This window comes from Streptomyces colonosanans (assembly GCF_001866645.1).
GTDB lineage: Bacteria > Actinomycetota > Actinomycetes > Streptomycetales > Streptomycetaceae > Streptomyces > Streptomyces colonosanans.
The window spans coordinates 41,332-53,968 of the sequence record NZ_MLYP01000059.1; the positions used below are offsets into that span (position 1 = coordinate 41,332).

Here is a 12,637-nt window from a genome sequence, read left to right on the forward strand (position 1 = left end):
CGTTTCCGTCGCACCGGTTCCAGTGACGTGCACCACGCCTGTCGCCCGGGGTCGCGACCCCGCACCCGGAGTGATGTGGAACACAGGAACTCCGGCGCCCGGCAGCGCAGTACAGGTCATGAGCACTTCTTCCGTACCTCGCCGGAGCATCCTCCGGAATCTGGCTCTCGCCGTCGCCCTGGTCGGCAGCACGACAGCCGTATGCAACGCCGCCGCCTTCGCCGCGACGCCCAAGACGTACACCCTCACGATCAAGCACCTTGACCGCGCGGGCCATTTGACCGGGTCCTACGCCACCAACGTCACCGGAATCTCCGGCGCGGGCGCCGACGAGGTCGCCCACCCGTACGACGCTTCCGGCACGACCACCGTGCGTCTTCCCCAGGGCCGGTACCTGCTGGACAGTTCCCTGAGCACCGGTGACGGCGCGGACGGCACGGACTGGATCGTCCAACCGCGCCTCGACCTCGACCGCGACACCACCGTCACCATCGACGCGCGGACCACCGCCCCCGTCGACGTACAGCCGCCCGACCACTTGGCGGGTTTCCAGCACGGCGCGATGTTCGTCCGGGTCACGCAGGGCGGCGCCGTCCGCGAGACCAACCTGATCACCTCCTCGTCGAAACTGCGCGTCGCACACCTGGGCCCCGACGCCGAACCCGGTTCGGTGAAGCAGCGGTTCGACTCGTACTGGACGACCGACAAGGGCGGCTACGCGCTCGGCTACACCTTCACCGGCCCCCGCGCCCTGACCGGGCTCACCCGTCACCCTGCCCCGAAGGACCTGGCCGCCTTGCAGATCCGCGGCGCGGCCCGGCCGGGCACCGCAGGGAAAGCGTCCTTCGACCTGCAACCGACCGTCGGACCGACCGTCGGAGTCGCCCGGACCCTGGCGACCCCCGGCACGGCCACCTACTTCGTGACACCCGGACGCGGTACCTGGGACATCACCTACGCGGTCCCCGGTGCGCCGGGCAAGGCACCCAACCGCTACTCCGCCGCCGGCATCGCCGTGCGCGCCGGGGGCAAGATCACGCACACCTTCGACAACGCCGTCTTCGGCCCCCTCCTCACCGGCCGTCCCGGCGTCGTACGTGACGGCAACAGCCTCAATGTCGATGTCCCGCTGCTCGCCGACGGCGGTGGCCACGTGCCGTCGTCACCGATGTACGCGTCGGCCTCGACCACTTTGCACCGCAACGGCGTGCTCGTCGGGACCAAGACCGGCACCCCCGGAAAGGCCAAGTTCACCGTGCCGCAGGGGCGTGCGACGTACCGACTCACCAGCACGGTGAATCGCACAGGCGCCCCCGGCGCCGCTACCCGCGTGACCGCGTCGTGGACCTTCACTTCGGGCGCAGTGACCGGTCCGACCTCGATGCCGGTGAGCGTCGTGCGGTTCTCGCCCGCGCTCAGCGCTACCGGCACGGCGGCGGCGAACTCGACACTCCGTGTCCCCGTCACCGTGCTGGGTGCCGCCTCGCACGGACGGGTGCGCTCGCTGGTGGTCTCGGTATCCGTGAACGGCGGCGCCTCGTGGACCCAGGTCCCGGTCGAGAACGGCGCCGTCACGATCCGCAACCCGCAGGCGGGCACCGGCGTCTCCTTGCGCGCGAAGCTGACCGACACCGGCGGGAACACCCTCACCCAGACCATCGTCGACGCCTACCGCACCCGGTGACCCGTGACCCGGGCAGGCGAACGGCGATCGGGCCCGACTGCCCGACCGCCCGCGAGGCGTGAGGGGCCGTGCGGCCGCTGAGCAGCTGAACTCCGGCGTCCCGTCGCCGATCGGGCCACTCACGCTGCAGATACCACCTACCGGCGTACGAAGCGGATGGCGGCCGCGAACCCGGTCCTGGCCGGCGACGGCGAGCAGATGCCCGGCCTCGGCGCGGTCGCCAAGATCATGCCGTTCTTCTCCTTCTTCACCCTCGTCACCGTGGCGGTGATGCCGCTGGCCGCCGCGCTGTACGTCGTGACCAGTACGACGTGGAGCGCGGTCGAGCGAGCGGTGCTGTACCGCTGAACACGGTCACAGCGTCACGGTCACACCCTCGCGCGCCGAGCGCCGGGCGGCCTCGAGGACGTCCAGGGCCGCGGCCGCCTCGTGCGCGGTGACCGGGTTCGGGCCGCCCTCGCGCAGGGCCTTCTCGATCGCCGTGTAGTACGCCGGGTAGTCGCCGGGGACGGTCGGCACGGGGGTGCCGCCGCCGGTCAGCGGGGACTCCCCGGCGCCTGCACGGCCCCACAGGGACTCGGGCTCGACACCCCAGCCGGGACCGGGGCGGCCGCCCTCGCGCAGCGCCGCCTCCTGCGGGTCGAGGCCGTACTTGACATAGCCCGCCCGGGAGCCCAGCACCCGGAAACGCGGGCCGAGTTGGGACGTCGTCGCGGAGACGTACAGATGGGAGCGGACGCCGCTGGTGTGCGTGAGCGCGATGAACGTGTCGTCGTCCGACCGCGCGCCCGGACGGCGGACGTCCGACTCGGCGTACACACAGGCCGCGGGGCCGAAGAGCACCAGCGCCTGGTCGACGACATGGCTGCCGAGGTCGTACAGCAGACCCCCGATCTCCGCGGGGTCGCCGGACTCGCGCCAGCCGCCCTTGAGGTTCGGGCGCCAGCGCTCGAAACGGGACTCGAAGCGCCAGACGTCGCCGAGTCCGCCCTCGGTCAGCAGCTTGCGCAGGGTCAGGAAGTCGTTGTCCCAGCGGCGGTTCTGGAAGACGGACAGCAGCAGGCCGCGCTCCTCGGCCAGTGCCGCGAGTTCCCGCGCTTCGGCCGCCGTCCCCGCGACCGGCTTGTCGACCACGACCGGCAGGCCCGCTTCGAGCGCGGCGGTCGCGAGCGGGACGTGCGTCTTGTTCGGGGAGGCGATGACGATCAGGTCCAGCTCACCGGCGCGGGCCCACAGCTCGTCGGCGGTGGCGGCGAGGCGCACGTCCGGGAACTCGGCGCGGGCCTGCTCCTGCCGCTCGGGGTTCGAGGTGACCACCGCGTCCAGGGCGAGACCCCCGGTGGCTGCGATCAGCGGGGCGTGGAAGACGGAGCCCGCGAGGCCGTAGCCGATGAGGCCCACGCGGAGGGGGGTGCCAGTGCCAGGGGTTGTGCCAGTCATGGCTCTACTGTCGCAACCCGGTCGCCGAAGTGAGTCACCGGGCTCCCCGAGGCGGATCCCACTGCGCTGATCGAGGGGACTTGGGCCGCCGACTCCGGCCCTCAGGGCGTGGCGTGCCCAGGGGGCCGCCACCCATGGTCGGTCATATTTTCATGCGACCGCCTCGAATCCTTTGCCTGTCTCGCTCGCCTCACCTGTCTCGTTCGTCCCGCCTGCCTCCCTGCTCGCCTCGTCTGTCTCGTCTGTCTCGACTGCCCCGCACTCTTCTGCTGCCTCGGCTGCCCCTGTTCCTGGCCTGTGCCCTGGCCGCCGTCGTCCTCTTCCTGCAGGCATCTGTCGCAGCGCTCCCGGCCGGTCCGCAGCCCACCTGTGGCGGCTCCACCGGCCACGCCTTCCCCCTCACCACCTACATCCACGGCGGCCCCGACCGATACGAGTCGGGCGGCGCCGAGCACACCTGGTACATCGACCTCAAGAACACGACCACGCACACCTGCTCCCACATCCACCCGGTGGTCGTCCTGGTCGACACCAAGCGCGTACTGACGGCCACTCAGCCAAAGCTGGAGTTCTTCGAGGGCGACCGCGCGCACCCGGTCACCTTCCAGCGCACCGACCGGAGCGAGGTCGTCGGCGCCTTCGACGGCAACCTCCCCGGCTTCACCGTGGCCCCGGGGCGCACGCTCACCGTGAAGGTGCGGCTCGCGCTCGCCCCCGACGCCCGGCGCAATGACGTCGTGGCGAAGGCCGCGATCGTGCAGCGGCGCGGGAACGACGGGTACTGGGTCGGCGAGTCGAACGACTACCGGTTCCGTATCGAGGACAGGGCCGACGCCACCGACGCACGGAAGGAGGACGCACGGAAGGAGGACGCACGGAAGGAGGGCGCAGGGAAGGAGGGCGCAGGGAAGGAGGGCGCAGGGAAAGAGAAGGCGCAGAAGGAACAGGCGCAGAAGGAACAGGCGCAGAAGGAGGGCGTACCGAAGGAGAAGGGGCCGGGGACACGGTCGCCCGCCCCGCGGCAGAGCCCGGCCGCGATCGAACTGGCCGACAGCGGCCCGCACGCGGCGCACCGCCTCGACCCGATGATCGGCGGGCTGCTCATGGTGGTGGGCGGCGTCCTCGTGGCGGGCTCCCCCTTCCTTCTGTACCGCGCGCGCAGCTGAGCCCCGCGTACCCGGTGCCCGGCGGGATCACGGCCGACCCGTGCTGATTACGCTGGGGCCTGGACGCACACCACCGGCGCGGCGTCCCCGATTGTCGCCGCGTACCCGGTTCCCCCTTGCGTACGGCAGGAGATCGCACATGGCAGAGCGCAAGCCCATCGAGTCCTGGCTCACCGACATGGACGGGGTGCTGATCCACGAGGGCGTTCCGATCCCCGGTGCCGACGCCTTCCTCAAGAAGCTGCGCGAGTCCGGCAAACCCTTCCTCGTGCTCACCAACAATTCGATCTACACCCCACGCGACCTGCATGCGCGCCTGACCCGCATGGGGCTGGACGTGCCGGTGGAGAACATCTGGACCTCGGCGCTGTCCACCGCCCAGTTCCTGGACGACCAGCGGCCCGGCGGCACGGCGTACGTCATCGGCGAGGCCGGCCTGACCACGGCGCTGCATGACATCGGCTACATCCTGACCGACCACGAGCCCGACTACGTCGTCCTCGGTGAGACCCGCACCTACTCCTTCGAGGCCATGACCAAGGCCGTCCGCCTGATCAAGGACGGGGCCCGGTTCATCTGCACCAACCCCGACGAGACCGGCCCGTCCGCCGAGGGCCCGCTGCCCGCCACCGGTTCGGTCGCGGCGCTGATCACCAAGGCGTCCGGCAAGAAGCCGTACTTCGCGGGCAAGCCGAACCCCCTGATGATGCGCACCGGGCTGAACGCGCTCCAGGCGCACTCCGAGACCAGCGCGATGATCGGTGACCGGATGGACACCGACGTCCTGGCGGGCATGGAAGCGGGGATGCAGACGTTCCTGGTGCTCACCGGGCTGACCACGCGGGAGGAGATCGACCGGTTCCCGTTCCGCCCCTCCCGCGTCGTGGACTCGATCGCGGACCTCGTCGACGTCGTCTGACACCCGGCCGGCCTCCGGCGCCCGTACGGCGCAGGCACCCCCGTACGGAGTAGTCGAGGGTCCCGCCCGGATGCGCCGGAGTGTCCGCAGGGAGAGCCTCCTGATATCGGGAGGTTCACGATGGGTTCACTTCGTCTCACTCTCTGTGCGGTTGCCCTCATAGCGGTTGTCCTCGGCCGCGCGACGCACACGGCGGACGCACACGACGTCTCCCTGACCCCGGCGTCCCCCGCCCCCGGCAGTAGCGTCCGGCTGACCGTGCGGGGGTGCCCCGGCACGACCGGTACCGCGGTGTCGGACGCGTTCGTCACGGACGCGCGGCTCGTCGGCAAGAACGGCACGCTGACCGGTGACACCGTGGTCCGCGCCATGCTGACTCCGGGCAGGTACGACATCAAGGTCGGCTGCGACGGCCGGGAGGTGAAGGGCGTGCTCACCGTCGACGGGTCGACGGCGTCCACGCCGGACACCCCGAGTGGCCCGGCGCCCCGCCCGGCAGGCTCGTCCGAGCCGTATGCCCCGGCCGTTCCGGCAGTGCCCCGCATCCCGGCCTTCCCCGCCCCTTCCGCACCGACCGCCCGCTCCTCACCCGTCGCGCCGGTGCACGCGGGCGGCGGCGGTACCGCACACCTGAAGGCACTGGCGTCCGGCGAGGCCCGCAACAGCGGCCCCGGCGCCCGGCAGGCGATCATCGGTCTCGTCCTCGCGAGCGTCGCCGCCGTCCTGATCGTCGTCCGGAGCGTCCGCCGAGGCCGGGGCAAGGAGTGAACCGTGTCCGAGCGTGAACAATCCTTTGGCACCGGACGCCTGTTGATGGGGGTCACCTGGGCGATCCTGCTGCTCGGACTGTGGCTGTGGGGCCGTGAGGCGACCGGCGTACACCAGGGCTTCTCCGCACCGGCCACCGGCGACATGGCCGCCGCCGGCCGGCCCCCGGACGCCGAACTGCCGCCCATGGCCAAACCGTTGGGGAAGGCCGAACCGCTGCGCGTCGACATCCCCGTCATCAAGGTGCAGGCACCGGTCGTCGCGCGCGGCCTGGACCCGCAGGGCGCGATCGAGCCGCCGCCCTTCGACCAGCCGGGCGTGGTCGGGTGGTACGCGGCCGGGGTGAAACCCGGGGCGGCCGGGACCGCCCTGTTCGTGGGGCACGTCGACACCGAGACCGGGCCGGGGGTCTTCTACAAGCTCAGCAGTCTGCGGCCCGGTGCCGCGGTGCGGGTGGCCCGCGACGACAACCGCGTCGCCGAGTTCACCATCGAGGACGTCCAGGTCCTCCCCCGCGAACGCTTCGACGCCCGGCAGGCCTACGGGCCACGGCAACCGGGCCGGGCCGAGCTGCGGTTGATCACCTGCGGCGGCGTCTACGACCGGGCGAGCCATGCGTACTCGGCGAACGTGGTCGTGTCGGCGTATCTGACGGGCGAGGGGTCATGACCGTCCGTGACGGCGCGTGCCCGATGTCGGGAGGCGGCTGTAACAGCTCTCCGACAAGCGGCGGATGAACGCGTGGGTGCCGCGGCAGGTATGTCACGATTGATGCCCGATGCGGTACACCCAAGGGGGAGTTGGATGTACGGAACGAGGGGTGCGGGGGCACGGGCCGCCATGGCCGCGCTGGGGGCCGCGCTGCTGCTGGCCGGGTGTTCCTCCTCCGGGGGCGGGGACGACCACAAGGACGACGCGGGCACCGGGGTCACTCAGCGGCCGAAGGGCTCCGATCCGTTCTGGGTCAACCCGGACGGGAACGCGGCACGGCAGGCCGGCGCGTTGGAGAGGGCCGGGAAGAAGGCCGAGGCGGACCAGATCCGGAAGATCGCCCAGCAGCCGACGGGGGAGTGGATCGGACCGGAGAACCCCGAGGCGGAGGCGCAGGGGTTCACCGAGGCCGCCGAGAAGGCGGACCGGACGGCGATCCTGGTCCTCTACAACATCCCCCACCGCGACTGCGGGCAGTTCTCGCAAGGCGGCGCGGCGGACGGCAACGCGTACCGGACGTGGATCGACGGCGTGGCCCGGGGCATCGGGGACCGGCATGCGACGGTGATCCTGGAGCCGGACGGCGTACTGCACATGGTGGACGGGTGCACCCCGGACGAGTTCCACGAGGAGCGGTACGACCTGCTCAAGGGCGCGATCGCCAAGCTCGAGGCGCTGCCGAACGCCAAGGTGTACCTGGACGCGGGCAATCCGGGCTGGCAGCACCCCGACCAGATCTTCCAGCCGCTGCAGTGGGCCGGCATCGAGCAGGCGGACGGCTTCGCGGTGAACGTCTCCAACTTCTACTCGACCCAGGACTCGATCGCGTACGGCAAGCAGTTGTCGGCGAAGGTCGGCGGAAAGCACTTCGTGATCGACACCAGTCGCAACGGCAACGGCCCGTACACGGCCGGAAATCCGCAGCAGCGCTGGTGCAATCCGCCGGGCCGGGCCCTGGGTGAGGCCCCGACGACGAACACGGCGGACCCGCTGGTGGATGCCTACCTGTGGGTCAAGCGCCCCGGAGAGTCGGACGGCACCTGCAAGGGGGGCCCGAAGGCGGGCGACTGGTGGGCGTCGTACGCGCTCGGTCTCGCGAAGGCGAAAGCGTAGCCCTCCGCACAGGGCAAGGGGCGCCCTCCGCCGCGGAGGACGCCCCCAAGTGAGCGGGATCTACGGCACCTTGACCCACTGTGCCTTGCTCGGCGTGCCCTGGTCGTCGTCGACGAACAGCATGTACCAGCCGGACTGGACGAGGTTGCGGTTCTTCGGCACGGTCACCGTGATCTTGTCCCCCTTCGTCGTGAAGTCCAGGGCGATCGAGCGCTGATCGACGTCCGTGACGTGCGTGGACGCGCTCGGGCGGATCAGCCGGACCTTCTTGATCACCGACGCGTGCCGCGAGGTGAACGTGCCCGACGCGCCGCGCGCGATGGTCTGCGGGCCGCCCGACAGGGAGGGCCGCGAGTCCCGGTACAGATACGGCGGCGTGTAGATCTCGAGCCGCTGCTCGAACGTGCCGGGCTTGGTGTTGGCCTTGTCGTCGTACAGCGAGTCGGAGCCGAAGAACAGCACACGGCCGTCGGGCAGCAGGATCGAGCCGGAGTGGTAGTTGCGGCCCACCAGCGGATCGGCCACCCGTTCGAATTTCTTGGTGTCCGAGTGGTAGAGCCGCGCCTGGTGGATGTTGGAGTCGCTGCGGCCGCGGTACTCCTCGGAGCCGCCGGAGACCAGCACCGTGTCGTCGGGAAGGACCGATGCCTGCGGGTAGCGGGTGCCCTTCTCCAGGGTCGGGCCGTCCGTGAAGCGCGGGTTCGGCGCCTTGAGGTCGATCAGCCGCGTCTTGTTGGTGGACAGCTCGGACTCGCCGACCCCGCCGCCGCCGATCACCAGGAACTTCTCGTCCTGCGCGGGCGGCAGCAGCACCGTGCCGGAGGTCTCCAGCATGTCGGGGTCGCTGAGTCCGGGCAGCTTGGTGAACTTGTTGCTGTCCACGTCCCAGACGCCGGGGTCGCGGCCCACGTTGTCCGGACCGTAGCCCGCGTTCGAACCCGAGTAGAAGATCTTGCCGTTCTGCATAAGGAACAGCGCCGGGTACGTCGGGAACTGGCGGATCTTCGGGGTGTACGTCCACTTCCTGGTCTTCGGGTCGAAGATCTCGTTCTTGCCCGGGACCAGCTGCCCGATGTCGTCGAGCCCGGAGACGCTGAGGATCTTGCCGTCGCTCAGGGTGGTGAGCGTCGGGTACCAGCGGGCCTCGTGCATCGGGTCGACCTTGATGTACTTCTCGGCGACCGGGTCGAACTCGAAGGAGTCCCGGATGCCCTGGAAGTCCTTCTTGTCGAGGCCGAGCTTGTTGGCGATCCCGTACGTGTTGTGTGCGTCGGTACCCGTGAGGCCCTGCACCCGGTAGTTGTCCTCGGTGCCGGTCTCGTACTTCTGGCCACTCCCTTGCGCCTCGACATAGATACGGCCGACACCGGGGTCGTTGCGCAGCCACTTGCCGGTGGCTGCGAAGACCTTCTTCGCCCGCGGCACCAGGACGGGGTCCTTGGAGACGAAGGTCTTGCCGTTCGCCTTGCCGGTGAACTTCGTCCCCGCGGGCAGGGTGATCGGCTTGTCCGGGTTCTCGTTGTGGACGATCATCAGGCCGCCGGCCCTGGTGACGTCACCCTGCAGCTTCTCGTACCGCTTGGTACCGCCGGCGATCAGCAGGTTGCCGTTGGCGAGTTGGGTGTGGCCGGTGCAGAACAGGTCGCTGGGCGTGGGGATCTTCCTGATCGTGCCCTTGACCGGGTCCCAGATCCGGGTGTCGAACTTCTTGTCGTTGAAGTTGTCCTGGTTGTTGCCCGAGCCCGCGACCAGCAGCACCTTGCCGGTGTGCAGGAGCGCCGCATGGATCGTGTCCTGCCGGTACTCCTTGGGGAAATCGAGGATCTGCCAGTGCCCGTTCTCGGCTTTGTACTCAGGCTTGTTGATCGTGTACTGGTGGTATCGCTCGGTCCCGAAGCGGTACAGCCACGGCCCGTTCATTCCGGCCAGTACGAGGACCACCGCCGTGCCCAACGCCAAGCGGCGGGCACGACGGCGGCCGGCCTGGTCATTCATTTCTTGTGTCCCCCAAGGACGATCTGCATGGTCTGGTCGTTGCCCTCACGCCCGGCCCAGGTGGGCTGCCGGCCCGGAGTGTGCGCACCCACGGTCTGCTGCGGCGGCAGCGCCGGGTCCTGCGGCTCGTTCGCGGAGGCCGGGGACTTCTTCTCCCGCCGCAGCGCCCAGCGCCACACGATGATGGGCGAGGCCGTGATCAGCAGGGCGAACGAGGCCCAGGTGATCATCGCGGGATGGGAGTGGCCGAGGAGGAAGCCGGCGGCGATCGAGCCGCCGAAGACCAGGATGAAGAACAGGTGGATCCGGAAGGTCCCCAGCAGGGTGTCGGGGCTCGTCGAATCGCCCTTGGGAGTCACCACGAACTTGCTCTTGCGGCGCAGCACGGCATCCATCAGCGAGCGGGCGTAGACCGGAGCGGACAGCGCCGACATCACCATGCCCGCCACACCGCCGGAGCCCTCCGGCTCGTGTGGGGAGACGTTGTGCCGGCGGTTCCAGATGTACAGGCCGATCTGCAGCGCCGACGCGTTGCCGTAGAGCATCAGCCAGACCGTCGGGTCGATGTTGACGCCCGAGGCGCCCAGGCCCAGGAACAGTGCGCAGCTCAGCGCGGCCAGGATCCAGTTGAGGGCGGACATCGGGTAGAAGATGATCATCATGGTGTAGTTGAAGAGCTTGCCCGGCGGCAGTGAGAAGAAGCCCTTCCAGTACTGCTTGAGGATCGTCTCGTAGGTGCCCCGCGACCAGCGCAGCTGCTGGGTGAAGAAGTCCGTCCAGGCGCCGGGGCCCTCGCCGACGGCGAGCACGTCCGGGGTGTAGACCGACTTCCACTTCCTCCCGGTGACCGGGTTCTTGTGGCGGTGGATCTCGAAGCCGGTCGCCATGTCCTCGGTGATCGAGTCGTACAGACCGCCGATCTGCTTGAGCGCCGTGATCCGTACGGCGTTGGAGGTGCCGACGAACATCGGGGCGCCGTAGCGGTTCCCGGCCCGCTGGATCAGCGCATGGAAGAGGAACTGCTGCGACTCGGCGGCCTTGGTGACGAAGCTGTCGTAGTTGCCGTAGACCTGCGGGCCGATGACGAAGCCGACGTCCGGGTCGCGGAAGAAGCCCAGCATCCGCTCCAGGTAGTTGGGCAGCGGCACATGGTCGGTGTCGACGGAGGCGAAGTAGTCGTACGCGTCGCCGTGCGCCTCCAGCCAGGCGTTGTAGTTGCCGTGCTTCGTCCTGGCGCGGTGCGGGCCCTTCGGCTGGTTCCACCTCGCGACGCCCTTGCGGGTGAAGTGGTGCACGCCCAGGCGCTCGCAGACCGCCTTGACCTCAGGGTCGTCACCCTCGTCGAGGAGCCAGACGTGCAGAAGGCCCCGGTGCCGCAGCCGGACGGCGGCCTCCAGGGTCTTCGTCACCATCGACAGCGGTTCCTTGCCCGGGACATAGGTGGTGATGAAGGCGACTCTCGTGCCGGTCTCGGGCACCACCGGGATCGGGTCGCGCGCGACCAGCGTCGCGTGCGCGTTCGACAGCACGTTCATGCAGCGGAAGAACTCGATCAGACCGATCGAGACGAGCATCACGATGTCGAGGGTCGGCAGGAAGTCGTAGGCGGGGTAGGTGCGTTCGGTCCAGTGCTCGGGCTGGAGCAGCCAGGCGAACAGGGCCAGTGACAGCAGCGGCGCCGCACCCAGCATGAGGGCGGCGCGGATGCGGTGCGGTTCCTGGGAGAGCAGTGAGCGGTAGCGGACCTTGTACGGCTTGGCCGGGTCCGGTTCGGTGAGCGGTCCGGCGAGCCGGCTGTAGTGCTCGTAGTCGTATCTCGGCAGCGTCTTCCGGATCCGGTGGAAGCTGCCGGTGTGGCCGGTCCGGTGCGATGACCTCCTGAGCTGGGTTGTCTCTGACGGGTCTAAGTTCGGTCGGGCGCCCGTCGGCGTCATGAGTCTTCCCCCCGCGCGCACAACGGCGCGTGTTCGTTGGTCCTTTCGTCCGCTCAGGCCCTGCCTCGGCCGTGACGGACGGGTCAGTGGCTGGTCGGCGCCACCGAGTCTCCACTCCCTGTCGATACGGCAAGCCGACCTCCCGGTTGCATCGATGCCCCCTCGACATCCGTCAGGCGGGGCCCCATCCCCGCGCCACGCAACCGGTTCGAGCCCCCGACTGCCCTGCAGCGGCAGTCCTTTGGAGCCCAGGGTTCTACGGCGTCCGGCATGATCGCAAGACGGGAAACGCGGTGTTTACCGGTCATACCTGGTTATTGGAACACTTTTTTGAGTCATCTGGTGCACTTGAGGTCATCCACGCGTGGAGGGAAAGGTGCACCCGGCCACGGCGGGCCGTGTGGCGTCCGGGGGTGGCCGGCGGTCGATCGTGGGCGTCCTGATCCGCTCCTGCGGGTCGCGCGGGCCATGGCCGGCGGGTGGCCGGCCGGGTGTGGCGGGACGCAAGAAAGACCCCTCGCTTTCGCGAGAGGCCTCTCCGGTCGTGCGCCGCCAGGGACTCGAACCCCGGACCCGCTGATTAAGAGTCAGCTGCTCTAACCAACTGAGCTAGCGGCGCCTGCTGACCTGGACAACTCTACCCGATGCGGAGGAGTGCTCTCGACCGGGAGATCGGGTGGCGGCATCCGTCCGAGGCGGCCGTACTCCGGGCAGACGGAGCCGGTGCGTCGTTCGGGTCGCCGGCATGCGCCCCGGTAGCCGGTTGTGAAACTGACGAATTTGCAGAAATCTGGACAATTCCGACCCGGTATGGGTCGGGAGTGTGAGGGGCGTCGCTTGGAGGCACCGGTGTTCGAGGAAGTCGGTTCCCCGAGAGGCCGTGACGATCCGGGGCGGGTTCTCGCCC

The 12,637-nt window shown here is 69.6% G+C and carries 9 protein-coding genes, 1 tRNA gene and 1 pseudogene; 7 read left to right on the forward strand and 4 right to left on the reverse strand.

The window, feature by feature from the left end; genetic code table 11:
- The first annotated feature begins 118 nt into the window (after positions 1-118).
- Both BIV24_RS23230 and BIV24_RS23235 read left to right on the forward strand, forming a co-directional pair.
- Entirely contained in the window at positions 119-1,684 is a 1,566-nt protein-coding gene (locus BIV24_RS23230) for a serine protease (protein WP_071368358.1), read from the forward strand.
- A gap of 135 nt (positions 1,685-1,819) precedes the next feature.
- Positions 1,820-2,032 (forward strand): annotated as a pseudogene (locus BIV24_RS23235) (hypothetical protein); the annotation flags it as partial.
- A gap of 6 nt (positions 2,033-2,038) precedes the next feature.
- Here BIV24_RS23235 and BIV24_RS23240 read toward each other — a convergent pair.
- Positions 2,039-3,124, reverse strand: coding sequence for a Gfo/Idh/MocA family oxidoreductase (locus BIV24_RS23240; RefSeq protein ID WP_071368360.1), 1,086 nt, complete (start codon positions 3,122-3,124; stop codon positions 2,039-2,041).
- Between the two features lie 152 nt (positions 3,125-3,276).
- On the opposite strand from BIV24_RS23240, the gene BIV24_RS23245 reads away from it, so the two are divergent.
- The 5 genes from BIV24_RS23245 (at position 3,277) to BIV24_RS23265 (ending at position 7,801) form a co-directional block, all read left to right on the forward strand.
- Complete coding sequence (locus BIV24_RS23245) at positions 3,277-4,290, forward strand: hypothetical protein (RefSeq protein ID WP_143064652.1); 1,014 nt, start codon at positions 3,277-3,279, stop codon at positions 4,288-4,290.
- Positions 4,291-4,429: 139 nt separating this feature from the next.
- Complete coding sequence (locus tag BIV24_RS23250; protein WP_071368361.1) at positions 4,430-5,209, forward strand: HAD-IIA family hydrolase; 780 nt, start codon at positions 4,430-4,432, stop codon at positions 5,207-5,209.
- Positions 5,210-5,329: 120 nt separating this feature from the next.
- Entirely contained in the window at positions 5,330-5,977 is a 648-nt protein-coding gene (locus BIV24_RS23255; RefSeq protein WP_071368362.1) for a hypothetical protein, read from the forward strand.
- 3 nt (positions 5,978-5,980) lie between these two features.
- Positions 5,981-6,646 carry a class F sortase gene (locus tag BIV24_RS23260; RefSeq protein WP_071368363.1) on the forward strand — a complete coding sequence of 222 codons (666 nt, stop codon included), beginning with the start codon at positions 5,981-5,983 and terminating at the stop codon, positions 6,644-6,646.
- A gap of 135 nt (positions 6,647-6,781) precedes the next feature.
- A complete protein-coding gene (locus tag BIV24_RS23265) occupies positions 6,782-7,801 on the forward strand; it encodes a glycoside hydrolase family 6 protein (protein WP_071368364.1) in 1,020 nt (339 codons plus the stop codon).
- 60 nt (positions 7,802-7,861) lie between these two features.
- On the opposite strand, the gene glxA is transcribed toward BIV24_RS23265, so the two are convergent.
- The 3 genes from glxA to BIV24_RS23280 form a co-directional block, all read right to left on the reverse strand.
- Complete coding sequence (gene glxA / locus BIV24_RS23270; protein ID WP_071368365.1) at positions 7,862-9,796, reverse strand: radical copper oxidase GlxA; 1,935 nt, start codon at positions 9,794-9,796, stop codon at positions 7,862-7,864.
- On the reverse strand, positions 9,793-11,730 hold the full coding sequence (locus BIV24_RS23275) for a glycosyltransferase family 2 protein (RefSeq protein ID WP_071368366.1): 1,938 nt from the start codon (positions 11,728-11,730) through the stop codon (positions 9,793-9,795). The genes glxA and BIV24_RS23275 overlap by 4 nt, the downstream gene beginning before the upstream one ends.
- 545 nt (positions 11,731-12,275) lie before the next feature.
- Positions 12,276-12,349 (reverse strand) — tRNA-Lys (locus BIV24_RS23280).
- Positions 12,350-12,637 lie beyond the last annotated feature (288 nt).